At 64.1% G+C, this 24,220-nt stretch carries 15 protein-coding genes; 5 read left to right on the top strand and 10 right to left on the bottom strand.

Translation table 11 applies throughout. From position 1 onward, the window contains the following. Positions 1–6: 6 nt before the first annotated feature. Entirely contained in the window at positions 7–1,074 is a 1,068-nt protein-coding gene (locus AC1RWI_RS08230; RefSeq protein ID WP_492865675.1) for a lytic transglycosylase domain-containing protein, read from the bottom strand. Positions 1,075–1,706: 632 nt separating this feature from the next. Here AC1RWI_RS08230 and ubiD point away from each other — a divergent pair. Together ubiD and AC1RWI_RS08220 are read left to right on the top strand one after the other, a co-directional pair. Next, positions 1,707–3,236: a 4-hydroxy-3-polyprenylbenzoate decarboxylase gene (gene ubiD / locus AC1RWI_RS08225; protein ID WP_492865673.1), complete on the top strand. Its 1,530-nt coding sequence runs from the start codon at positions 1,707–1,709 to the stop codon at positions 3,234–3,236. An 82-nt stretch (positions 3,237–3,318) separates the two neighbouring features. Continuing rightward, positions 3,319–5,355, top strand: coding sequence for an acetoacetate--CoA ligase (locus AC1RWI_RS08220; protein WP_492865671.1), 2,037 nt, complete (start codon positions 3,319–3,321; stop codon positions 5,353–5,355). Between the two features lie 76 nt (positions 5,356–5,431). Here the strand turns inward: AC1RWI_RS08220 and AC1RWI_RS08215 are convergent, their stop codons facing one another. Then, positions 5,432–6,088 carry a glutathione S-transferase family protein gene (locus tag AC1RWI_RS08215; protein WP_006162908.1) on the bottom strand — a complete coding sequence of 219 codons (657 nt, stop codon included), beginning with the start codon at positions 6,086–6,088 and terminating at the stop codon, positions 5,432–5,434. A gap of 514 nt (positions 6,089–6,602) precedes the next feature. On the opposite strand from AC1RWI_RS08215, the gene AC1RWI_RS08210 reads away from it, so the two are divergent. After that, a complete protein-coding gene (locus AC1RWI_RS08210) occupies positions 6,603–7,817 on the top strand; it encodes a polyhydroxyalkanoate depolymerase (protein WP_043348594.1) in 1,215 nt (404 codons plus the stop codon). A gap of 45 nt (positions 7,818–7,862) precedes the next feature. Here AC1RWI_RS08210 and AC1RWI_RS08205 read toward each other — a convergent pair whose 3' ends face one another. Beyond that, entirely contained in the window at positions 7,863–8,348 is a 486-nt protein-coding gene (locus tag AC1RWI_RS08205; RefSeq protein WP_492865669.1) for a cupin domain-containing protein, read from the bottom strand. Between the two features lie 273 nt (positions 8,349–8,621). On the opposite strand from AC1RWI_RS08205, the gene AC1RWI_RS08200 reads away from it, so the two are divergent. Together AC1RWI_RS08200 and AC1RWI_RS08195 are read left to right on the top strand one after the other, a co-directional pair. Beyond that, positions 8,622–9,539 carry an aldose epimerase family protein gene (locus tag AC1RWI_RS08200; RefSeq protein ID WP_492865700.1) on the top strand — a complete coding sequence of 306 codons (918 nt, stop codon included), beginning with the start codon at positions 8,622–8,624 and terminating at the stop codon, positions 9,537–9,539. Between the two features lie 451 nt (positions 9,540–9,990). Continuing rightward, the gene (locus tag AC1RWI_RS08195) at positions 9,991–10,152 is read left to right on the top strand and encodes a hypothetical protein (RefSeq protein WP_492865667.1); all 162 of its coding nucleotides are present in this window, start codon (positions 9,991–9,993) and stop codon (positions 10,150–10,152) included. Here AC1RWI_RS08195 and AC1RWI_RS08190 read toward each other — a convergent pair. The 7 genes from AC1RWI_RS08190 to AC1RWI_RS08160 form a co-directional block, all read right to left on the bottom strand. Next, complete coding sequence (locus AC1RWI_RS08190) at positions 10,137–10,574, bottom strand: lysozyme (RefSeq protein ID WP_492865665.1); 438 nt, start codon at positions 10,572–10,574, stop codon at positions 10,137–10,139. The genes AC1RWI_RS08195 and AC1RWI_RS08190 overlap by 16 nt on opposite strands. Continuing rightward, positions 10,571–11,047: a hypothetical protein gene (locus AC1RWI_RS08185; RefSeq protein WP_492865663.1), complete on the bottom strand. Its 477-nt coding sequence runs from the start codon at positions 11,045–11,047 to the stop codon at positions 10,571–10,573. The genes AC1RWI_RS08190 and AC1RWI_RS08185 overlap by 4 nt, the downstream gene beginning before the upstream one ends. Beyond that, the gene (locus tag AC1RWI_RS08180; protein ID WP_492865661.1) at positions 11,044–11,349 is read right to left on the bottom strand and encodes a hypothetical protein; all 306 of its coding nucleotides are present in this window, start codon (positions 11,347–11,349) and stop codon (positions 11,044–11,046) included. The genes AC1RWI_RS08185 and AC1RWI_RS08180 overlap by 4 nt, the downstream gene beginning before the upstream one ends. A gap of 130 nt (positions 11,350–11,479) precedes the next feature. After that, the gene (locus AC1RWI_RS08175; protein ID WP_492865659.1) at positions 11,480–12,616 is read right to left on the bottom strand and encodes an acyltransferase family protein; all 1,137 of its coding nucleotides are present in this window, start codon (positions 12,614–12,616) and stop codon (positions 11,480–11,482) included. A 126-nt stretch (positions 12,617–12,742) separates the two neighbouring features. Beyond that, on the bottom strand, positions 12,743–15,919 hold the full coding sequence (locus tag AC1RWI_RS08170) for a putative phage tail protein (RefSeq protein WP_492865657.1): 3,177 nt from the start codon (positions 15,917–15,919) through the stop codon (positions 12,743–12,745). Positions 15,920–15,984: 65 nt separating this feature from the next. Continuing rightward, complete coding sequence (locus AC1RWI_RS08165) at positions 15,985–22,023, bottom strand: hypothetical protein (protein ID WP_492865655.1); 6,039 nt, start codon at positions 22,021–22,023, stop codon at positions 15,985–15,987. Next, entirely contained in the window at positions 22,016–24,220 is a 2,205-nt protein-coding gene (locus AC1RWI_RS08160) for a transglycosylase SLT domain-containing protein (protein ID WP_492865653.1), read from the bottom strand. The genes AC1RWI_RS08165 and AC1RWI_RS08160 overlap by 8 nt, the downstream gene beginning before the upstream one ends.

Below are 24,220 nucleotides of genomic sequence, written 5' to 3'. Positions count from 1 at the left end.
CCGGGATCAGGCGCTTTTCGGAACGTTGCCTGCCGCTTCCAGCTTGTCGCCAGCCGTGCCGCGATGACGCTCGGCCTGTGCCTTGGCATCCACCGCCACTTCCGGCTTGGCCGACACCTGCTCAGCCGCGACGCTGTGCACGCCCGGCAGTTGGCGCAGGCGGGCACGCTCTGCCAGCACCTTGGCGCCATAGCCGCCATCGGTGTTGGTGGTCGCCGCACCCACGTAATACTTCAGGCCGCCTTCCAGCGAACCGGCGCGGGCAATGCAGTCCTTGAGCACCAGCGCACCGATCTTGATGTTGGCGTACGGGTTCAGCGCGGCTGCCACGCCACCCACGGCCTCGTACTTGTCCTGATGGACCTTGGTCATCACCTGCATCAGGCCCTGTGCGCCCACGCCGCTCTCCGCGTACGGATTGAAGCTGGACTCGATCGCGATCACGCCCAGGATCAGCAGCGGATCGATGCCGACCTCGCGCCCCGTCAGGTATGCGGCCTTGACCAGTTGCGCGGTGGCCTGCGCCGCCACGCGATACTTGCGCGCGATGTACTCAGCCACCACAGCCTGCTCACGCGCGCTGCCCAGCGTGGCCGGGTTACGTGCATCCAGCGCCACGCGCTGTGCCGGGATCTGCGCGGCCAAGTGAGCCACGGAAGGCACCTTGCCCGCGGGCTGCTGGCCCCAGTCGTCCGTGCCGGACACGGTCGGCAATCCTGCTGGCTTGGATTGCGCCATCGTCAGGCCCAGCTTGGCCGCGGCCACATCGGCCGTGGAGGCTGGCACTGCCGCCTCCACCAATACCGCAGGCGCTTGCTCGCCAGCCAGCGCACCGGCCAGGGCCGTACGCCATTCCTGGCTGACAGACAGCGATACCGCGGCGACTACAGACACAACCCCGAGACTGTTCAGGGCATATTTCAATGTTGCGCGACCGCTGCGTAAAGCGCGGCCAGCGACCGGATGCGCAAGGCGGACCTGCAATGCCCGACTCACTCCGGGTACCGGGTGTCTGAAACGGACCTGCAATGCCCGCCCGACTCCGGGAAGATGAAGGGTTTTCCAACCACTCATACTTACCTCCATCCGCTGTCCGCTTCGTGCCGCGCTGCTGCGCCGCACGCCCGTTGACCGCGTATTCAAGTAAGGATGCCGCGCCGCCCAGCAAAGACGTCCAGCACCTGTTGGTGGGCGCTCCCCATGCGCCCAACGAGAAACAGGGTAGGCTCTTGGGGGAGCCTGCCCTGCCGCGAACTACTCAAAGCACCCGGCCACGGCCGGGGCGATCGATCGAATCCGTCCTGCTCAGACGCATCCGCTCATATGATCAGATATGGATAATTCCCCACTAATCCCCTTGACAGGGCAGAAGAAAATGTGCTGCACCGCAACACTCCAACGAGCAGAACCGGATTGTAGGAACCCTTTTATACATCGTCAAGAATAACGTTTTCGATAAACAAAGCTTTTGGTTATATGTAACAAGGGTCTTTGACGCACTTCCGTGCCCCCTCCATTGGTTGAAACTCAGTACTGGCAAAGCATGGAGGCCATCCTTGCCGACCGCGGCAGAGTCAAAAAATTTACAATTTGGACATGCAAATTGGGACGATTTTTTTGTGCCCCATCGCATTCATGTGAATCTTGCTTCACACAACTTGCGTGGACAGGTGCGCTAACGTGCCTGCGCCTCAATCGAATAAATCATGAAATACAACGACTTGCGCGATTTCCTAGGCCAGCTGGAAGGCCTTGGCGAACTGAAACGGATCGGTGCGCCGGTGTCGCCCAACCTCGAAATGACCGAAATTTGCGACAGGCTGTTGAGAGCGGGAGGACCGGCAGTCGTGTTCGAAAACCCGAGCGATCCCCATCGGCCTGGTCAGACTTATAGCGTGCCCGTACTGGCCAATCTGTTCGGCACGACACGCAGAGTAGCCCTCGGCATGGGTGCCGAAAGCATGGCCGACCTGCGCGACATCGGCCGCGTCCTGTCCGCACTCAAGGAGCCCGAACCACCCCGCGGCCTGCGCGAAGCCGGCAAGCTGTTCACCCTCGTCAAATCGGTGTGGGACATGGCGCCCAAGCGCGTGGGCAGTCCGGCCTGCCAGGAGGTGGTGTGGGAAGGCAACGACGTGGATCTGGCGCGCCTGCCGATCCAGACGTGCTGGCCGGAAGACGCGGCGCCGCTGATCACCTGGGGCCTGGTGATCACCAAGGGTCCGCACAAGAAGCGCCAGAACCTTGGCATCTACCGCCAGCAGGTGATCAGTCGCAATCAGGTCATCATGCGCTGGCTGGCGCATCGCGGCGGCGCACTGGATTTCCGCGAGCACGCGCTGGCCAACCCCGGCAAGCCGTTTCCGATCGCGGTGGCGCTGGGCGCGGACCCTGCCACCATCCTCGGCGCCGTCACCCCGGTGCCCGACACCCTGTCGGAATACCAGTTCGCGGGCCTGCTGCGCGGCAGCCGCACCGCGCTGGCCGGCTGCATCACGCCGACGCTGTCCGAGCTGAGCGTGCCGGCCTCAGCCGAGATCGTGCTGGAAGGCCACATCCAGCCCGACCCGGATCACCCGTCCGGCTACCAGCATGCGCTGGAAGGCCCGTACGGCGACCACACCGGCTATTACAACGAGCAGGACTGGTTCCCCGTCTTTACCATCGACCGCATCACCATGCGGCGCGATCCGATCTACCACTCCACCTATACCGGCAAGCCGCCCGATGAGCCTGCGGTGCTTGGCGTGGCGCTCAATGAAGTGTTCGTGCCGCTGCTGCAAAAGCAGTTCCCGGAGATCACCGACTTCTACCTGCCGCCGGAGGGCTGCAGCTACCGCATGGCCGTGGTGCGCATGAAGAAGCAGTACGCCGGCCACGCCAAGCGTGTGATGTTCGGCGTCTGGAGCTTCCTGCGCCAGTTCATGTATACGAAGTTCATCGTGGTGGTGGACGACGATGTCGACGTGCGCGACTGGAAGGAAGTGATCTGGGCCATCACCACCCGCGTCGATCCCGCGCGCGACACCGTGCTGGTGGAAAACACGCCGATCGACTATCTCGACTTTGCCTCGCCGGTGTCGGGGCTGGGCTCGAAGATGGGCATCGATGCCACCGACAAATGGCCCGGCGAGACCACCCGCGAATGGGGCCGTCCGATCCAGATGGATGCCGCGGTCAAAGCCCGGGTCGACGGCATGTGGGACGCCTTGTTCGAGGCCCGCGCCAAAGCGTGATGGCGGCCGGCATGTAAGATCACACCAAAACCGCATCGCAACCCATCCGCACGTCCGCGCGAGACGGACCCGAGGAGGAGACATGACAACCCTTGAAGAAGGGCAACTGAGATGGACGCCGTCGCAGGCGTTTCGCGACGGCAGCCGCATTGCGCACTTCATGCGCTGGCTGGAGAGCGAGCGCGGCCTCGCCTTTGCCGACTACGGCGCGCTGTGGCAATGGTCGGTGACCGACCTGGAAGCCTTCTGGGACGCCATCCGCGCCTATTTCGACCTGCGCTTCGATACCCCTGCCGAGCGCGTGCTCGGCAGCGCGCAGATGCCCGGCGCGCGCTGGTTCGAAGGCGCCAGCCTGAACTACGTGCAGCAAGTGTTCCGCCATGCCGGCAGCGGCGCCGCGCGCGAGCGCACGGCCATCCGCTACGCCGGTGAGTCCATCGCGGTCACCGACCTGAGCTGGGATGTGCTGGAGCAGCAGGTTGCCTCGCTGGCCCATGCCTTGCGCGGCATGGGCGTGGCGCGCGGCGATCGCGTGGCGGGCTACCTGCCGAACATCCCCGCCACGGTCGTCGCCTTCCTGGCCACCGCCAGCCTTGGCGCGATCTGGTCGGGCTGCGCGCCCGACATGGGCCAGGTGGCGGTAAGCGACCGTTTCCGCCAGATCGAACCCAAGGTGCTGATCGCCGTCGATGGCTACCGATATGGCGGCAAGGCCTACGATCGGGCGCCAGTGCTGGCCGACCTGGCCGCCGCCCTGCCCTCGCTCACCGACCTGGTACTGGTGCCGGGCGAGCACACCGATGCGCATGCCGCCCCCAACGCCATCGCGCTTCCCGCCAACGTGCGCCGCCATGCCTGGCAGGCGGTGCTGGCGCATCGCGTACCGCTGGCGATCGAATCCGTGCCATTCGACCACCCGCTGTGGATCGTTTACTCCTCCGGCACCACCGGCATGCCCAAGCCCATCGTGCACGGCCACGGCGGCATCGTCATCGAGCAGCTCAAGCTGATGGCGTTTCACAATAACCTCGGGCCGGACGACGTCTTCCACTGGTACAGCAGCAGTGGCTGGATCATGTGGAACGCGCAGATCGCGGGGCTGCTGCTGGGCAGCACCATCGCGCTCTACGACGGCAATCCCGCCTGGCCCGACGCCGGCGTGCTGTGGCGCTTCGTGGATGCCGCGCGCGTCACCGCCTTTGGCGCGGGCGCGGCGTTCTTCACGGCCGGCATGAAGGCAGGGATCGAGCCCGCGCGCGTGGCCGACCTATCCCGGCTGCGCGCGCTCGGTTCGACCGGCTCGCCGCTGCCGGCCGAGGCCTATGACTGGATCTACCGCCACGTGAGCGCGGACATCTGGCTTGCGCCGATGAGCGGCGGCACCGACTTCGCCGGCTCGTTCGTGGCAGGCTGCCCGATCCTGCCGGTCTACTCGGGCGAGATGCAGTGCCGCTGCCTGGGCGCCAAAGTCGAAGCCTTCGACGAAGCGGGCAATGCGCTGGTGGGTGAGGTGGGCGAGCTGGTCTGCACGGCGCCGATGCCGTCGATGCCGCTGTTCCTATGGGGCGACACCAACGGGCAGCGTTACCGCGACAGCTACTTCGACACCTATTCCGGCGTGTGGCGCCACGGTGACTGGATCAAGATCACCGCGCACGGCGGCGCCATCATCTACGGCCGCTCGGACGCGACCATCAACCGGCACGGCATCCGCATGGGCACCAGCGAGCTGTACCGCGTGGTGGAGGACTTGCCGGAAGTGCTCGACAGCATGGTGGTGGACCTCGAATACCTGGGGCGCGACTCGTATATGCCGCTGTTCGTGGTGCTGCGCGAGGGCATGGTCCTGGACGATGCCTTGCGCGACACCATGCGCGCACGCATCCGCAGCGCGCTGTCCTCACGCCATGTGCCCAACGAGATCCTGCAAGTGCCCGGCGTGCCGCGCACGCTGTCAGGCAAGAAGATGGAAGTGCCCATCAAGAAGCTGCTGCTGGGCCACGCGCCAGACAAGATCGCCAACCGCGACGCCATGGCCAACCCGGAAACGCTGGACTGGTATTTCGCCTACGCCGAGCGATTTATCGCGGCGCGCGCCAGCGAGTCCGCGGCGGCGTGAAAGGAGAAAGGGCGCACCGCAGCCTTGAACGCCGCGATGCGCCCGCTTCTTTCTCTACTTTGTCCTGGCAAGACGGTCAGAACTCCACTTCGAGTTCGCTGATTTCGTCGGGTTCTTTCTTCGCCGCGGCGATCCATTCCTGCAGCTCCGGCATGGCCAGGATCTGCTTGCAGTATTCAACCGGCGCCGGATCCAGCATCACGCCATAGGTCACGAAGCGCGTCACCACCGGCGCGTACATCGCATCGGCCATGGTGCGCGTTGCGCCAAACAGATACGGGCCGCCGTATTGCGTCAGGCACTCGGTCCAGATCTGTGCGATGCGGTCGATATCGGCCTGCGCGCGCGACCACACCTTGAAGCCTGGAAAGTGCCCCTTCAAGTTCATGGGCAACGCCGCGCGCATGGCGGCGAAGCCCGAGTGCATCTCGCCGCAGATGGCGCGGCAATGCGCGCGCGCGGCACGGTCGTCGGGCAGCAGGCCGGCCTTCGGGCGGACCTCGTTGAGATACTCGGCGATAGCCAGCGTATCCCACACGGTCACCCCCTGGTGCAGCAGGCGGGGAACGAGAATCGAGGGCGACAGCAGCAGGATTTCCGCGCGCGCCGCGGCATCATCGGGGGGCACCAGCACCTCCTCGAATTCCAGTCCCGCGAAGCGCACCAGCAGCCAGCCGCGCAGAGACCACGATGAATACGTTTTACTGCTGATGGTGAGTGTCGTCCTTGCCATCCCGCCTCCTTGCCACCTGGAAAAGCCGTTGCACGGTGGGCGATTTCCGTCGTCTGTGTGCCAGCAGACGGTGCGCCCCTGTCTCTCGCTGCAGTGTCGCGCTATGCGTCGTGTGCTTTGTGCTCGCTGCTTCTACTATGATTTTGTACTACATCATGGCGGGGACATCGGTGCAGCTTGCGCTTACCTTGCTCTTACCTCGATGTGGCGCAAAGGCATGCGCCGCACGCCGAAACAAGCACGCATCAGGCACGTGACAGGCACGCCGTTTCACGGTTAAAGATGCTACGGCCACGGCGGCACCGGCACGGTGCGCCGCGCAGCACCAGCATGAGGCAGATGTACTGGCGAAGATCCGCGCGCGTCGTTCGCGCGCGGCGCTTGCGCCGCATACGAACCAGAACAGGTCACCCCGTTCCGCCATATGGGCAGGCCCGCAAGCCTCATGCCAACGCGATTCGCCGTGGCACGCATATTGCGGCTGATGAGGTCGACGCATAAAAAGGGGCGAGCCATGCTGTATCAGGTGTACCAGACTTATGCGGATTTCATGCAGCCCGCCTGCAGCCTGGCCGACATGGTGTCGAACACGCTTGCAGAAAATCCGCGCCTGGCAGGATGCGAGCCGATGCTTGCCACGCGCGCGGCCTGCGAGGTGCTCGCACTGAGCCGCCTGACACACCATCGCCCGCCGTTCGCCATCGACAGCGTCATGGTGAACGGCACACCGGTACAGGTTACGGAGGAAGTGACCGCGAGCACGCCGTTCTGCTCGCTGCTGCATTTTCGCAAGCACGGCGTCTACGACCACCCGCGAGTGCTGCTGGTGGCACCGATGTCGGGCCACTTTGCCACGTTGCTGCGTGGCACCGTGCAGACCATGCTGCGCGATCACGATGTCTACATCACCGACTGGCACAACCCGCGCGACATCTCGCTGGCGCACGGCCGCTTTGGCTTTGACGAGTACGTCTATCACTTGATCGATTTCCTGCGCGTGCTGGGCGGCGGCACGCACCTGATGGCGGTGTGCCAGCCCACGGTGGCGGCGCTCGCCGCCGTGGCGTTGATGGCAGAAGATAGCGATCCGGCGCAGCCGCCGAGCCTGATCCTGATGGCCGGCCCCATCGACGCGCGCATCAACCCGACCAAGGTCAATGAGCTTGCCACCAGCCAGCCCATCGAATGGTTCGAGCGCTCGCTCACCAGCTATGTGCCGTTTCGCTTTGCCGGCGCGATGCGTCGCGTCTACCCCGGCTTCATGCAGCTGATCGCCTTCATGAGCATGAACAGCGAGCGCCACCAGCAGGCTTTCCGCGACCTCTACGACCTGCGTGCCAGCGGCCAGCATGATCGCGCGGATGCGATCCAGGTGTTCTACGAGGAGTACTTCGCCACCATGGACCTGAGCGCGGAGTTCTATCTCGAAACCGTGAGCATGGTGTTCCAGGAATTCCTGCTGGCGCAGGGCCTGCTGGACGTAGGCGGGCGCCGCGTGAACCCGCACGCGATCCACCGCACGGCGCTGCTCACGGTGGAGGGCGAGCGCGACGATATCTGCGCCATCGGGCAGACCATGGCCGCGCAGGAACTGTGCGGCAGCCTGCGGCCCTATATGCGCATGCACCACGTGCAAACCGGCGTGGGGCACTACGGCGTGTTCAATGGCAAGCGCTGGGATTCGCAGGTCTATCCGCTAGTGCGCAACGCCGTCCATATGAACGCGTGAGGTTGTGCGCATGAGGCCGCGCAGCGCGGCCAGGCAGCCGGGAGCTTAGGCGGCATTTTGGTCTGCCGGCCACGGCGTCACCGCCGGCACCGCGCATGGACCCTCGACATCGACGGTGCCAAAATCCGCGGGCCCCACGATCTCCAGGTACTCCATGTCCGGCGAGTAGTCGAACAGGAAATGCGTGATGCCGGGGCGCTGGTGCACGCAATCGCCAGCCGCCACCAGCGTCTCCTTGTCCTCGTACATGAAGCGCGCCCAGCCCTTGAGCATCAGTACCACATGGAACTGCGCCTCGTGCCTGTGCCAGCCGGTGCCTTGCTCGGGCGGCTGGTTGGCCTTGACCAGTTGCACCAGCAGCTTGCCGCCGGTGGCCTCGGCAATGCCCAGGTCGCGATACAGGAAGAAATCGCGCAAACCCTGGTCGACAAAGGCTGTGTCTTGCGGGCGCACGTGGGAGAACTTCGTGGGAGAGGCATCCGTAGCGGCATCGCCAGCGGACGCGCTGGACTTGCTGAGGGACTCGGCCATGACAAGCTCCTTTCGCTGAGGGAAACGCTCTGCACTGCGACGCAACATTCACGCCAGCGGCCGCGAGCCCACGCAGCGCCGAAAGCGGCGAGAACTGGCCCGAATGTGGCACAGCGATCGCTGCGAAAGGCACATGCCTGACGAACGCCCGACGCCTCTGCACCGGCCGGGGGCGCGGCCGAGCACCGGGCAGGTGCCGCGGCAAGGCGCGTTGACGGCTATCATGCAGCGATGCCCACTCCCGCCGCAACTTGCATGCTGCCTCTCAATTCTATGCATTTCCAAGGCCAGGAACTGATCCGGGTCGGAGACGATTCCAGTTTCATGCTGCTCGCCCCGCAGTTCGGCGCCCGCCTGGTGCGCTGGGTGCATCGCGGCGAGGACATCCTTTACTGGCCGCAGAACGCCGACTGGTCCCAACTGGCCCGCGTGCGTGGCGGCAACCCGATACTGTTCCCCTTCATTGCCAGGCACTTCGTCGACAGCGTGCCCGGCGCATGGAAAGACACCAGTGGCACCGTACGGACGCTGCCGATCCACGGCTTCGCGCGCGACCTACCCTTCGCGGTCACCCAGCACGAGGCGGGACGCAGCCTGACCATGACGCTGCAAGCGTCGGACGCAACGCGCGCGGCCTACCCCTTCGAGTTCCTGTTCGAGGTCACCTACCGGCTGCTCGACGACGGCCTCGAAGCCACATTGCGCACGCGCAACGCTGGCGAGCAGGCCCTGCCTTACTACGCCGGCCACCACTTCTACTTCCCGCTCGCCCACCAGGCGCGCGCCGCTTCCACACTGACCATGCCGGCCGCGGAACTGATGCGCCAGCGCCCCGACGGCTCGCTGGCATTGAACGGCCAGGGCGCCGAGACCTATCAGCTCGACGACCCGCGCCTGCAAGACACCTTTCACGTCCTGCATGCCCAGCCCGCAGCGCCGCGCCACTGCACGCTGGCCACGCCACCCGATGCCACCGCCCCGCATGGCCGCAAACTGGTGATCGATCTGGACACGCCGGGCAGCACGCCTTGGTTCGCGGTCACCACCTGGTCGGAGCGCGTCGACTCCGACTTCTACTGCGTGGAACCCTGGCTAGGCCTGCCCAACGCCATCCACCACGGCACAGGGTTGCGCTGGCTCGCGCCGGGCCAGGAGGAAGCGGCGGTCTGCCGGCTGCGGGTGGCTCCATAAGGCGCCATAGCGCCTTCAAGCCCCTCCGATCAGCCGTTGATCGAAATAGCGCCCATGTCACCCAGAGGCGCTTCGGCACAGCGCGCCTTGGCCTGACGCAGTGCTGGCCAGCTGCTGCGCTTGCGGCTGGCGCTGGCCACCGGTGGGCGGAAGCGCGAGATAATGCACTTTTCATGGGATCCGGCGCCCGCGCACCTTGCGCTCGCCGGGGCATCCCGCGTAGAATCGCGCTTCTTGCGGGCGTCGTATAATGGCCATTACCTTAGCTTCCCAAGCTCTCAAGGTTTCCAGTATTGGCGCGGCTTTCCGGCTGATTTCAGTTCCGCAATTCCTCGGCACCATCCCCCTGTAAACCCGCATAAAGCCTGAGTGTGTTTCCGTTTTGCGGAACACTTTGGAGGGGCGTTTTGGCGTGTGGAGTACCATACCGCGAAACAACCGGGGGATCACCATGCGCTATCTCAAAGCGGCCGGCATCATGCTGGTCTGTATCGTCCTGGCCGGCCTGCTCATCCAGCAGCTGCCGCAATTCGAAACGGGCATTGTGCTGGGCGGCATCGCGGCGGCCATCCTGCTGGCGCGCCGGGAGATCCGGCGTCAAGCGGACAGGTAGACGCCGCTCTCGGCCTGGCGCCGGATGGTCAGGCCCCTGACCACCCTACCCCCTGCCTTGTTCCAGAGCAGGAAGGCGCGGGCCGCCGCCGCCCAATCCCCATCGTTCGTCTTGCGCTTTACCGTGCTGGCGTTGAATGCGCCCAGGCCGATGTTGTAGGCCAGGCTGCCGCACGCCGCAGCGCGCTCAGGCGGCTCCAGCCACAACATGGGTGCGCGCTTGTAGACCCCCAGCAGGAATTGGGCGACGCGCATGCGGAGCACCGATTCGGCCTGCGCCTGGGTCCAGACCATCCCGGGCTTCACGCCGTGGGTTTCCCCATAGCCGATGGTCCAGATGCCCACCACATCCTGATAGGCGGTCAGCCGGCAGCCCTCGAAGCGCATCACGAGGGTCACCAGCAGTTCCAGCGCGGCTTTCACTTCCGGCCCTTCTCGAAGCAGCGACCGACGAACCAGAAGCCTAGGATGCCCGACAGGATATTCCGGTCGTCATCGGTGTACAGCTTCAAGATAGCTTCCCAACCGGAGATCCCCGATTGGGTGGCCAGCACGAACATGGCAACCTTGGCCAGGCCGTACAGCGCGAGCACGTAGTAGGTTGCCAGCGGCCGGACGAGGAAGTTAAGCGCGTCCACGATCCGGATGCCCGTGATCTGCATCTGCCCCTTGAGCGCTTCGGCCTGGGCGTCGAGCATGTGGACGATTTGCTCGGAGGTGGTCTGTAGTTCCAGTTCGCTCTGGCGGTTCGCGCCGCGGGCCTGCTCCAGCGCGAGCTGCTTGTCCATCATGGCGAGCTCGTGGCTGTTGTCGGTCTTCTTGTTCAGGAAGCTGAAGACCTCGGGTAGCAGGCGCAGCAGGCCACCGCCGAGCAGGGATAGGATTGAAAGGATCATCGCTTGATCTCCATCTTGAACGCCACCCACAGGGTGTAGAGCAGCCAGCCGATCGCGGCCACGCCGCCGGTGGCGGCCATCTTCTCGAGAGCGGCGCGCACCAGGCGGTTACGCAGCTCGCGCCACTCGATCACCGCCTCGTGGTAGCGGCGGTGGCCTTCCGTGTCGCCATTGGGAAAGCCGTTCAGCAGGTCGTCCAGCTTCTTGTCGGTGGCGATCTGCGCATCACGCATTTCGGTGAGTACTGCCACTAGGGCGTCGTCGCCTCGATCGCGCAGCCGTTCCTGCCAAAGTTTGTCCATCCAACCCCGGGCCTGCCGCTCCCGTCCCGTGTCTTGTAATGCAGCAAAGGTACTGGATGGCGGGCCGGGTAACCGCACGGCAGGGGATGAAAAAAGCCGCCCGAAGGCGGCTTGCTTGGGTTACCCGTCTTTACTTCGCGATACCAACCCCTTGCTGTGCAAGTTCGGCCACGGCCCCGGCGGACCGTCGATCCCGAAGCCTGAGAATTGGCTGCTCGATGTATCTCCAACTCAATTGAGCCAGTGCATAGGTAATCGCGAACGAGGCGAGCACCCAAATCCAATGCAGGACAAGAGGAACTCCATCCGCCCCGAACGCGCCGCGTACAGTACGCGATCCCATTATGTCCGGAACAATCCCGTGGAATAGATAAAATCCGTAGCTAACACGCCCCAGCGAAACCAATGGCGAAAACTCTAGAAATCTAACCACTCTAGAGTTTCCATTGTTAGCGATCCACCAGATGAGGATAGCAATCGCAATACCAGCAGCTATCGATATCGCCACAAACGCCGCCGGTCGATCCGCGCCGGGGATCGACCCATAGAAAACACAACCAATGGTCGCGACCACCGTGGCCGCGAACACAACATACGAACCAGCTCCTCGGGGATAATCTTTGCGGCGTGCGTAGAGTAGATACGTGGCGCCGCCCAACGCAAGGAGCCAGAAATTCGAGAAGGGATCTGTGTACACCGTTACTTCAGGTGCGCCCGCATCCATAAGCGAAAACATGACCACTAAGCCGATAGCGATAATCGCAACGCAAACACCCATGTGGCGGCGCGCCGGGACCGCAAGAAGTAGCGGGGCGAAGAGTAGATAAAACTGTTCCTCAGTCGCCAGACTCCACAAGTGCGAAAAAGGCCCCGGCCACTCTTTCACTACATACCCAATCCATATGTTTGACAGATAGAAAACATGGTAAATCATGCCATCCGCATAACCTGTTTTCCATATGCCGACGGCAAAATTTACTGCCATCAAAAACAGAACAACATAATATATTGGAAATATCCGAAGCGTTCTGCGAAACAGAAATTTAGCTAGCTCCGCTTTATAGCTTGTTCCGTGCGCCTCGATCTTTGATCGTTGCCCGTGCAAGATTCCTGTTATGAGAAAACCGCTCAAAACAAAAAATACCCACACACCCAATTTTCCAGGGCCTGCGCCGTGCAACGCAAACTTGTGCTGCGCGAACACGAGCAGGACAGCTATCGCTCGCAGGCCGTCGAATCCGTGCACCCTACCGCCCGTGAAGTTCAAAATTTCCCCGCGAGTATTGTCGTCAGCTTTTGTAGCAATGCTATAACCGCACGTCAACAACACTCTTACCCTACGCGTCGGGGGATAGACTTGTGCACGGATGGCCCATAGGCCACCCGAGGTTCATCAATACACCACCCTCGCTGTGAGCATGCCGCTCGCCAAATCAACCGGACTGCCGGTCTGGTTAAAGAACACGCAGGTGACCGTGTTGTTAGCCGACACATAAGCGGTCAACGTCATGCCCGCCAGGCTATTGGAGAACCCGACGGCTACGGCATCACCGAGCAACGCGCCCTGCACAGAGACAGTTGTCGTGGCGAAGCTGTTAACGGCAATGAGTGGGGGATCGTACGTGACCGAGCCGCGGGGGGTGCTAGGATCGGCCAACGCCAGGTTCCCCGGGATAACCCAGTTAGCCCTCTGTGCAGACAGATCGCAGACGGTCCTGCCGGCAGTATGGTTAATCTGTTTGTTGCCCCGGATAAACCACTTAGCGCGGTTGCTATTTGCCGAGACTGCGACCGGGGAGCTAGTACCCGCACCAGCAAATTTCAAATCGAACGTGTTGTCTTGAATCACGTAGGTGTCATAGTCGTTCATCGCACCCCCGTCCGTGCAATGCCCGGTAGAGATCTCATACATCAGCTTACCGGCCGCGCTGACATAATTCCGCTCTATTCGAATTACGCGCGGCTTGCAAGGCGAGGAGTTCAGCAGGGTATTTGCGGCAACGGCACGGCTCATACCGCTAGCAATGCTGACATAACCAGATGCTGGGAAATCAAGGTCATAGTAGTTCGACGTTAGGCACTCGAAGTTGTTGCCAATGATCTCTGTGTAGGCCACGTCCCCAAGCACGGTCACGGTACCTGGGATGCCGACCGACGACTCCTCGCTAGGTAGGAAGGTGTTGTTCTTGATGACTACAGAGTTGACGCCGTATTCCTCAAAATACACAGTAGGTGGGGTTGTGTATCCCATGCCCCCTGTCAGCACAGTGAAGCCCGTGACAGCCCCTCCCACCACAGTAGCCCGCGCTGTAGCCCCGAATCCAGTATTGGTGCCATCGCGCAGCGACACCACCGGGTTTTTCGTGTAGCCCGCGCCGCCCGCCCCCAGCGTGATAGAAGTGACCGCGTCTCCTGTAAGCACGGCGGTCCCAGTTGCGCCAGAGCCGACACGGACCGGCCGATCTTTTTGGCCAAAAATATTGATAATCCCGCCCTTGAGCAAGTTATCGATAATCAGGATCGAGTCAACGGAAGCAAAGAAATTAGCCGGCTGGACCCAGTTCTTTGCTCCATTCTTGAGGAAATATGTGCAGTCGATGACATTCGACTGTAGCACTATCTCTGCGTTATTGAGGTTCCCATCCCCACCTCGAAATCCGCCCGTGGTTGACACGAACGTAGCGCACACGCCATTGTTTCCAATGGCTTGCAATCGCGTATTCCTGTTATTCGGATTCGTTACATCTCCGAAATCAAACGCAATAGCGGTAGCAGTTGGCATGTAGAACTGATTGCCAGAGACTATTACCCCATTTACGCCGTTCCGGATCTTTACGGCTTCACGAGTCGTCGTGGATGGTGCACGGAAAATATTGTTTGCAATCAGCGCATTCTGTGCTGCGTTCGCTGCAACCGCACTGTTGCCAAAGTAAACGGCATGGTCCGTGTATGCGTAGAACTTGTTGCCGACAATCTCCACATCACGCCCGCTATTCGACAGAATGAACGACCCCTGAGAGTCGATGAATGTGCAAGATTCAAACTTAAAAAATCTCTCCTGCCCGCCGAGTGCTGGCGAACAATTGAAGTCGTTATATAGCGTCAAATTCGCCGCATCAGCCAACCCAGTGGCGTTACCATCATAGGTAAGGCCAAACACAATGTTGTTTCCGGATAGCGAAAATGCGGAGTTGGCGACTGTGTACTTGTGGTATCGCTTTACTGTTGCCCCAAGGGCGTAGATGCTGACGCCGACCGGTACGACGACGACCGAATTTAGTTTGTAGAAAATCGAGGTAGGCGGAAACTCGACGCTCTTGTTCTGCGCCCCCGCGATGGTGCACGCAGCCTGAATAGAGGTGGTGTCGTCGGCCGCACCGTCACCTTTCGCGCCAAACCACTGGACGTTGAGATTGCTGCCGTAGATCCGCTTCCAGCGCTTTCCGTTGCTTGCGACGATGATCGTGCCGCCGTTGTCTACGCTAGTCGTGTCATTGTCGTCGCGCACGAATGTCCCAGCCACACCCGCAGGGGCCGACATCGCAAGGTAGCCGGTGACCGCAACCGTGGCGGCCGCGCCAGCGAAGGCTCGAAGACCGGCATAGTCCGCCACGCTGATGGGCGCGATCGTCGAAGCCGCCTGCGATGCGGCTGCCTGAGCGATGGCAGCACTGCCGTTGGCATCCTGCGAATACTTCTTTGCCGAGTAGCCAGTGTCGTCGACGGTACCCCCTAGGAGAGTTGCCCAATCCCTCGCGGAGCCGCCACCCGCGCTACCGCGCGTGAAAGTGCCGACAGCCCATTCTTTGGCAGAAAATAGCCCGCCAACCACCGCTGCGCCCACCTTGATCGCCCACGACTTGGCGTCACCGGCGGTGGGCTGCCCACTGCCCGTGCCCCCCACGGCCCAGGCCTTGGCGGAGTTATCAGTTCCCTCTGCGAAATCATCCGTCTTGGCCGCATAGTTGACGGCGCGCTGTGCACTCGCGGCCGAGTCGGCGGCGCTATGCGCTGCCGCATCGGCCTGCGCAGTGACGTTCGTGAGCTGGTCGACATAGTTGTCGACAGACACCCCCACGTTGCCTGCGTCGTCGAAAATCAGGGCCTTCTTGGCGCGCGCGGTGGCGGCCGGAAGCGTCGATATCGAACCGGAATCTGAAACCGGGAACTTGAGCGAGCGAGAGACCTTTTCCGAGATCTGCTGCACCAAGATGGTCAGCCGGTCGAACACGGCTTCGACCACATTGCCGAAGTACGGCCCCTGGTTCGGCAGGTCGGTAGGCTGCGTCTCGTCGAGCGCGCCGGTCACCGTCAGCTTGTAACCGGCTGCCATCGGGCCGCCGGTCTTCGGGTACCGGATGCTGCCGCCGGGGTTCGTGTCCTGGTTGCTGTTGACGGTGACGCTATAGGTCGAGTCGAGCACCAGTACCGTATCCACGCCGGACGGATCGGTGAGCGTGACCTGCACGTCCTGCTTCTTGAAGATGCGGAAGCTGAACGGGAAATCGATTGTCACGCCGTTACCGGCGAACGGCCCCGCCTTCCGGGGTGCGGAACTGGAAATTGTCATGGAGGGCGCCCTCGTGAAACTGCCCTAATTGTTGGGCACGAGGGCGCCGGTAACCGCACAGGCGGCTATTCCTTCTGGAAGCCGAATACCAGCGCGGCGGGGTTGCTGGTCTTGTCGCCTGCCAGCGCCTGCGCACCGGTGATGGTACGGTTGACCTGTGCCGATGGCAGGCCGAAGAAATCGCCAACCAAGTTGATGGAGGCCTTGCGGAATGCATCGTCGAACTCGCCCTGGTGCGCTTGCTTGGCGAAGGCCATCGTGTCGGAGATCATGCGCAGGCCGGCCGGCCCGGTGTAGTCGCGCCCGCGGTCATTGGCTCCGGTGACGGTCTTGGCCGCCTCGCCAAACTCGCGCACCACCACCATCAGCCCCATCAGGTAGTCAATCTGGTTCGCCAGCAGCTTCTTGGCCAACTTCTCCCAGTCGTCGTCCCCGCCGCCCGGCGTGAGCCCCTCCTTGAGGAAGAACCCGAGCACGGCCGGCACGACGTACAGCAGCGCATAGTCCACCGCCAGCCGGGCCTTCTTGGCCGGCGTGTCGGCCGCCATGGTCTGCGCCACGCCAGCATTGAGCGCGGTATTCATGAACGAATAGAACACGGTGAACAGCTTCTGCGCCGGGCCGCCGCGCTCGATAGCCGAGAGGTCTTTCGTCTGCCCTCCGCCCTGTGCATCAATCACGGCTTGGTCGGCCAGGTCGACAGCGCGCTCCTCCGCGTTGCCGCCGGCAATGGCCTTCTCGTACGCGCCCAACCAAGTGGGCACGTCCACCATCTGCTGCGCACGCATCATCAGGAAATAGGCGTAGCGCCCTACCCGCTCCTTAGCGGCGCCTTGGTCCTGCACCTGGTTGCGCAATTCGTTAAGCTCGCGGAAGCGCGTGCGTGCCCGGTTCGCCATGAACTCGGACTTGGCGTTGACTTCACGTGTCGAGCCGATCGGGCTGGCGATGTACTGGGCCATGCCGCGCCCGATCCACTTCGCGCCCACGCGGACGATGGACTGCGTGATGCCCAGCGGCTGCATCGCCGCGCTCATAGCGTTGAAGCCCAGGCCGGCCACGCTGATACCCTGGCGCAGGCGCGACAGCGCCTGGTCCACCGCTGCGTCCGATCCCTGGTCACCCTCAGCGACCGCGCCCGCCCAGGTCTTGAGCTGCTGCTTTGCCTCGGGGCCGTAATGCTTACGGATCGCGCCGTCGATGGTCTTGGATCGCAGCAGGCGATTGGCGTCGATCAGCCACTCGTGCCAGGCCACGTCGTGGATCACGTCATTGACGCCGGCATACAGCCCGGCCAGCGTGTACAGCAGAGGTCGCCCGGTGACTTCCTCGGCCCGCGCCTTCGTGAAGCTGCGGCGAGTGGTGGCCGAGGTATAGGCGCCCTGCAGCTGGCGCTTGGCACCCTCGGCGTCGGCGTGCTCCTCGGCTCGCTGGCTGGCCGCCGGATCGTACTTGATTGGGTAGTAGCCGCCGCGCAGGTCTACGACCTCGCCGTCGCGCGTCTGGACCTGGAATGCCTGTGGCTCGACCCACTCGGGTTCCTTGCCATAGACGCGGCGTTCCTTCGCCGCGATGCGCGGGCGGTAGGATTCGAAGTGATCCCACACGGCCTGTACCACGCGCCATTCCTCGGCAGTCAGCGACTGCATGACGGGTACCACCTGCGCGGGCGTCCACCCCTCGCCACCGAGCAGCCGCTGCATGTTGCTGGCGTTGCCCATGTTCAGCGCAATGGTTAGCCGGGCCTCGCGGTTCAGGCTGCGCTGGATGGTGGGGAAAAACTGCCCGGCCCCGCCCATCTTGCCCAGCTTGAAGACCGGCGCGAGGAGCGCGGACAGCGCCGTGGTGGCCTCGGCACGCATGGTCGTCTCCATGTCGCCGCGCTCGTTGGCGCTGCGCACGAAGTACTCCCACATGGGGCCGCCGTCCTTGCCGCCGTCCATCACGCGCGCCCAGGTGGCGGCCTTGATGTGCGCGGCCCAAAAGCGCTTCAGGCTTGCCGCGGCGCGGCCCAGGTTGGTGGTGGGCGTACGGGTGTTCGCCGAGCGGTCGCCCGCGTGGGCCTCGATGCTGGCCGCGATCTCGTCGCGGATGACTTCATAAGCGCGCTGGTCCCGCGCGGTGAGCAACCGGTGCTTGAGGCGCCCAAGGTGCTCGATTTGCTTGATGGTATCCACCAAGCCGCGAAACTCGTCGACGGTCATGTCCTTGTAGGGCTTGCGGTACGCCTCGTTCTGCAGCGCCTGCGGCACGTCCGGTTCCAGGCCCTGTTCGCGCTGCGCGGTCAACCATTCGGCAAGCGCCGCGCGCTTGTCGATGTCCTTGAGCGAGCGCTTGCGCAGGTCGAAACGCTCCAGCAGCGAGTCGATCTGCTCGGTGTAGTCCGAATCCAGCCCCTTGCGTGTGCCCTCGCTCTCAAACTTGCGCAGGTAGCGCAGCCCCTTCTCGACCTGCTCCTGCGCATCGTAGGCCGCGCGCGTGGCGTAGGTGTTCACCAGTTGGTTGCGCTTCTCGGCAACGGCAGCCTCGAGGTCGCCGCCCCGGCTGGCTTCCTGCGCGGCGCGGCCTGCGCGCGCCTCGGCGGCGGCATACTGCCCCGGCCGGATGTCCCGCACCTTCAGGCGCGAGATCATCGATTCGGCGAACTGGCGCGCCGCCTGAGGCAGGATTGCGCGGGTGATCGGGCGCCCCTTCTTGTCAGCGCGGCCAGTGTCTTCGCGCGCGCCAAGCGCCTTCGCCAGCGCGTTGGCTTCCGTCGCGATCATGCGCGTGCGCGCCTCGTTATGGATGGCGCGGTCCGCCGCCCTGTCGATCGCCTGCGCGTCCGCCAGGTCGCCGTACTGTTCCAACATGCGCTGGTCGGTCAGCGCGCCAATCTCCTCGCGCGGCGTCGGGGCGGCGGCGAGTGTGCGCACTAGCTCGTCACCTGACGTGAAGCCGAACAGATCCGCGACCGTATCCGGGTGCAGGCCGTCCTTGCCGGTCATCCGCAGTTTCTTGATGTGCTCAACGATCTCAGCCGGAATGCCGAGCGAGCGCACCGCCTCCAAATCGAACTTGCCATAGTGCTGGTCGTCCGGCGATTCTTCGACGGCGGTTGCCGGGCGCTCGGGCTTCGGGTTCGCGCGGTCCCAGTCGAGCATGGCGCGCGCCACGGTCAGGTCGATGTCCTTTTTTGACCGGGCGAGGAACTGGCCCTTGGCCATCCCCTTTGCCTGCCCCGTGGCGTACTCGGCCTTCGATTCGGCGGACGCTTCCCAGGCATCGGCACGGGCGCGCTGCCGCGCTAGGTCTTCGGCTTCGTTGCGTTCCTTCTGCCACTCGGCCACTGCCTCCGCGTGCGCGGCCTGCTCTGGCGTGGGCTCGCCCTGGACGGTCTTGGGCTTCTCGGTCAGAAACTGCCAGGCGCGGTACACCGGCTGGCTCATCACCTCGCGCCGCACGTCCATCTCGATCTCCGCCCGGCGCGCCGCGGCTTCCTTCTGCAGCTGCTTGATCACCCGGCCCTTGGCGTTGTGCAGCCAGCGCATGTCCCGCAGGCCGCGTGCCTGCAGTTCCTGCACAGCCTCGTTCGTGGCGTCCACGTTGAGATTCTGGTAGGCCGCGAATTCTTCGGGCGTCATGCCCGCCTGTGCCGGCGAATCGAACAGCGGCAGCATCGAGCGCCCCTGCTCCGCCAGCTTGATATCTTCCGTGGACGCCACCATGCGGTCGATCACGCCGCGCACCGAATCGCTCAGTTCAACATTCAGCGCCTTGAGATCCTTGTACACGTTCAGCAGCCACGCGCGGAAGCGCTGGAACAGGCCCTGCAGCTGGATGCTGGGCGCCTTGCCTTCGAACAGGTACGCCTCGAAGCCGCGCGCGAACTGCTCGTGATAGCTGCGCTTTTCCTCGAAGTCGAGGCTATACCATTCGCTCAGATCGCGGACACCGAACCACTTGAGCACGGCGGCGGCATCGTCGAGGATCTGCTGTTGCCCTGGCGTGCGCGTGTCTGCCGGCTCCTGCTGAATCTTTGCCGCCATGTCGAATTGCACCTCAAGGTAGAAGTGCCCCGATTCGTGCAGGAAGGTCGACAGGTCCGCATTCTTCAGCAGCGTGATGGTGTTGGTCGACGGGCTGAACGAGCCGCGCTGGCCGCCGGCGGCCTGCTCAAGTTGCTGCGCCGGGGTGGTGCTCGCGCGCCCTCCCTTGGGCGCTGCAGCACCTGCAGAGCCTTGTGCTGCCTTGCTTGGCGAGGCCGCAGGGGTGGTGTTCGCCGGCGCGGTTCCGGCTTCGCCGGGGGCGCCCTGTTCCGATATCGGCATTCCGATATCGCCCTGCTCGCCCTGTGCCAACACCTGCCCCGGGTTGGCGACGTTCTCGGCGCGGATCTGCACCGGGTAGCGCGCCATCAGTTCTTCGGGCGAGATTCCCATGCGCGCGGCCTGCACCGCATAGAAGTTCGCCATCAGGCCGGCATACGCCTGGTTGACGTTGGCGGTAAAGCGCTTCACCTGGTTCAACTGGTCGAGGATCTGCTGCTCCACGGCAGCGCGCGATGCCTTGAACATCTCGTCGCCCTGCTGCTCCGTGAGCGCCTTCTCCACCTCCTGCTGCAGTTCGGCGGCCTTCTCCTGCATGAAGACCTCGGCCTCGGCGCGCGACATGCCGGCCGGATCGGTCTTCAGGTGGGGCAGCAGCGCGGCCCCGGTCTCGGTGCCGGCAACGTGCGTGGCGAAGTCCTCGACCGGGATGCGCACCGAGCCGCCGGTCTGGACAGCCTCTGCGATCTGCTCCGCCACGGCGGGCGATGCCGCCACCAGCGGCGAGAGGTCGACACCGGACTGTGCGAGCTCCTGCAGCTGGTTGGCGTCGATGAACACGTCCTGCACGGCGCCGTCGGCGGCGGCCTGCGCTACGAATTCGCGGAAGCTCCCCGGATCGCGCTGGCGCAGCTTCGACGCCGCAGCGAGCTGATCCAGCTGGGTAAGCGCCTCGCCAGACTGGAGACCCTGCTCCGCCTGGGCTTCCCGCCCGCGCACGCGGTTCATGGCGAGTTCGACACCCTTGGCCGTGGTCACGGCACCGCCGGACGCAACAAGTGTTGCCACGAGCGTTTGCACGGCAGCGGCGGGCCGGTCGGCCAGATAGGACGAGAACGGCTTCTCCGGGTTCAGGATGGCCCACTCGTTCAGATCCTGCAGGATGGTGGCCACCTGCTCGCCCGGCACCTCGGCCGCCATCTGGCGGGCCAGCATCGAGGCGAACGGCGTGCCGGCCTTAATGTCGGTCAGGAAGCGGCCCACCGGGATCTTCTCGGTGGCGTATTCGATGGCGGCCTGTGAGACGGCAAACGGCAGCGCCAATTGCGGCGCCACGCCCTTGTCGCGCGCCTCGCCGTAGGCCTGCCCGCCGGTTATGCCCGACAGGATGCCCAGCATCCCACCCGGGTTGCCGGTCAGCATGGAGGGCGCGGCCAGCCCCATTTGGCCCAGCGACTGTAGGCCCGAGTAGTATCCGGATTCCACGGCGCCCTCGGCGCGCGGCATCATGTCTTTGGTGATGCTGTCCTGCCGCTGGCGCAATCCTGCCACGCCCTGCGCGACGCGCGCGAAAGGGTTCTCGGGCAGGATCGTACCGGCCAGCGGGTTCGTCAGCGTGGCAAGCGCGTCTGCGCCGGCCTGCGCCACGCCCCAGGCGGAGGCATTGAACTGCGGCAAGGCCGAGCCCAGCGCGCGCGCCGAGTTCGTCAGCAGGCGTACCCCTTTCTCGATGGCCGACAGGTTTGGCGTGTCGTCGTAGGAGATGGCCGCCTTCTGCGGATCGGAGACCATGGCCGCGGTGGTCGGGTAGTCCCGAGCCAGCCCCTGGTAGTCGATCGAGTCGATGGTGGCGCGCCGCTCGTAGTCCGGCTGTTGGAGGCGCACCGACTCCACCGGCACGCCGTACTGCTTGGCAAGACCCTGCAGCCGGGCCTCGACATCCGGGTTGCGGTCGGCCACCTGCATCATGGACAGGCGCCCAGGTGTGCCGGCCGTCGGGCCGCCCACCACTTCCGTGTAAGGATTGGGCGCGATATCGCCCTGGACGATACTGAGATAGGGATTCGAGTCAGCCATTGCGCTTTTGTGCGATCACGCCCTTGGAGCGGCGGTAGATGTCTTGGATGGCCTGATCGGTCACCGGCTTGCCCACGGCGCGCAGTGCCTGGGCGATCTGCTGGCGGTCGGTATCCGGCACCGCGAGGGCCTGGTCGGCTGCCACGGCCGCAGCAGGCATGCTCTTGTTCCAGAAGGGGCGATTCACTTCCACCGCGGTGAACAGCGCGGCCGCCTCGCCCTTCATCTCCTCGGGCTTGAGCTTGCGCTGGAGATCACCCTCGCGCGCGCGCACCCGATCTTCGAAGGCATTCCAGATCCGGCCGACCACGGCGGCACCATCCTTGTCGGTATCTTTGGGCGTGGGGTCGATGCCAGCCTCGCGCATGTATTGGCTCAGGTAGTCGCGCCCGGTGCGCAGGTTCGTCATCCGCTCGGTCTTGCCCTGCTGGATATCCTGCTGCTCGTTCGTCAGCTGCTTGAATTCCGCATCGCCCAGCTTGTCGCGCACCGCCATGAGGTTCACGCGGCCGAGCACGCCCGGGTCGTTCTTGAGCTGGTAATACAGGCTCCAGTCCGTCTCGATGGCCTGGCCCTTCGAGATGGTGCCGGCGAAGCGGATCACCTCGTCGACCTTGCCCGGGGGGATGGCCGCGCGCACGTTGACCGGAAGTGCGTTGTAGTTGCCCCCGTTCTGAACGATGCCCTGCTGCGCAGCGGCCACGGCCTCGTCCTCCCGCTGCTTCACGGCCTTGTTGGCTTCGTCGTAGCGGCGCGTTACCTCCTGCTCGGCAACGCGCAGCCGCTCCGGGTTGTCGGTGCCCACGATCTGGCGCACCTGGGCGTGGAGGTCCTGCAGGGTCGGCTTCTGTGGCGCGCCGGCGCCGGCGCTGTATGCCTTGGTGATTCCCGCGACATACTGCTGCGTCTCCGTCGACAGATACGCAATCCAGTCGCCGGGCTGCGCGGGGCGGGTACGATCACCCGCGCTCGCCGCCTTCTTGATGGCGTTGTCCACGGCGCCCGGGCCCGCGTTGTAGGCAGCCAGTGCTTGGGGCACGTTGCCCTGGTACTTCTGCAGCATGGCGGTCAGGTAGTCGCGGCCCACGCGGGCGCGCTCCGCCAGGCTGTTGTCCTTGGCCGGCGCCACGCCAAAGCCAGGATCGGTGTTGGTGCCATCCATCACCTGCATGCGCCCCTTGGCGCCCTTCGGGGAGGTGACCACCGAGCCATCAGAGTTCAGGTCGCGGTTGCCGCTCTCGCGGTTGGCGACCAGCCCGGTGAGCTTCGCCACGTCGACCGTCGAGCCGTCGCCAGCCACGAGGTTGGTCAGGCGCGTGGCATCGCTGGGGATGATCGAGGGCATAGCCGCCGTGATGACGCTGCCGGCCGCCGCGGCGCCGATGCGTGCGTCCATCTGCTTTGTCACCAGCCCGCTGGCGCGCAGGATGTCGTTCGCGTCCATGTCCTTCGAATACTTCTTCAGGTACTGGTCCGCGTATGCCGGGTCATTCTTCTGCAGCGCAGCGTCGATCGCCACCAGATGGGCGTTGCTGGTCATCTGGCGCGCGCGGGCGTCCGCCCACTCGGCAGACCGGCCTTGCATCCGCGCCAAGTCGTAGGTGGCCGCGCGGATCGACTGCACGTTTTCGTCGATCAACTTAGGGTTGTTGTAGTTCAGCCCGATATCGTTCATGCGGTTGGAGATCGTTCCCTCCCGCACCGAGACCGCATAGTCGCGAAACTGGTCCGCCTCGTGCCGCATGGCCGACGCCTGGAACTGCGTCAGCATGTCATTGGCGTGCCGCTGGAACGCGAGGCGCTGTGCCTCGTTACCCAGGCTGGCCGAAATGCCGTCGAACGATTCCTTCAGCTTCTGGCTGTATTCTTCCGACAGCGGCATGCCGCTGTCACGCTGCAGCGCGGCCTGCCCGCGTAGGTTGGCAAAGCCGGCATCCTTGTCGTAGATAAGCCGGTTGCTGGCTTCCTTGGCTTGGTTCAGCGCGTCGTCGACCCGCAACTGGTTCGCCTGCTGCTGAGCGTCGAGCGCGATGCGACTCATGTCCTCGCCCAGGCGCATGAGACCCTGCCCCATCTGCTGACCCTGCTGCGCGGCAGCGCCGCCCATCAATTCCGGGGTAGCCGACGAGGAAGCGCGCACGGCCGGCAGCGCTTGGGGCTGGACCTGTGGTGTGCTGAAACGCGGTACGGTAGGCAT

It is taken from the genome of Cupriavidus sp. MPR-AND1C (assembly GCF_058809705.1).
This window is presented reverse-complemented; position numbering and strand designations above follow the sequence as displayed.

Bases quoted from the DNA above. Each gene is read 5' to 3' on its own strand.
- AC1RWI_RS08230 (WP_492865675.1), bottom strand. From the start codon at position 1,074: ATGAGTGGTTGGAAAACCCTTCATCTTCCCGGAGTCGGGCGGGCATTG.
- AC1RWI_RS08215 (WP_006162908.1), bottom strand. From the start codon at position 6,088: ATGGCAAGGACGACACTCACCATCAGCAGTAAAACGTATTCATCGTGG.
- ubiD (WP_492865673.1), top strand. From the start codon at position 1,707: ATGAAATACAACGACTTGCGCGATTTCCTAGGCCAGCTGGAAGGCCTT.
- AC1RWI_RS08185 (WP_492865663.1), bottom strand. From the start codon at position 11,047: ATGATCCTTTCAATCCTATCCCTGCTCGGCGGTGGCCTGCTGCGCCTG.
- AC1RWI_RS08210 (WP_043348594.1), top strand. From the start codon at position 6,603: ATGCTGTATCAGGTGTACCAGACTTATGCGGATTTCATGCAGCCCGCC.
- AC1RWI_RS08160 (WP_492865653.1), bottom strand. From the start codon at position 24,220: ATGCCTACCGTACCGCGTTTCAGCACACCACAGGTCCAGCCCCAAGCG.
- AC1RWI_RS08170 (WP_492865657.1), bottom strand. From the start codon at position 15,919: ATGACAATTTCCAGTTCCGCACCCCGGAAGGCGGGGCCGTTCGCCGGT.
- AC1RWI_RS08195 (WP_492865667.1), top strand. From the start codon at position 9,991: ATGCGCTATCTCAAAGCGGCCGGCATCATGCTGGTCTGTATCGTCCTG.
- AC1RWI_RS08220 (WP_492865671.1), top strand. From the start codon at position 3,319: ATGACAACCCTTGAAGAAGGGCAACTGAGATGGACGCCGTCGCAGGCG.
- AC1RWI_RS08200 (WP_492865700.1), top strand. From the start codon at position 8,622: ATGCATTTCCAAGGCCAGGAACTGATCCGGGTCGGAGACGATTCCAGT.
- AC1RWI_RS08180 (WP_492865661.1), bottom strand. From the start codon at position 11,349: ATGGACAAACTTTGGCAGGAACGGCTGCGCGATCGAGGCGACGACGCC.
- AC1RWI_RS08205 (WP_492865669.1), bottom strand. From the start codon at position 8,348: ATGGCCGAGTCCCTCAGCAAGTCCAGCGCGTCCGCTGGCGATGCCGCT.
- AC1RWI_RS08165 (WP_492865655.1), bottom strand. From the start codon at position 22,023: ATGGCTGACTCGAATCCCTATCTCAGTATCGTCCAGGGCGATATCGCG.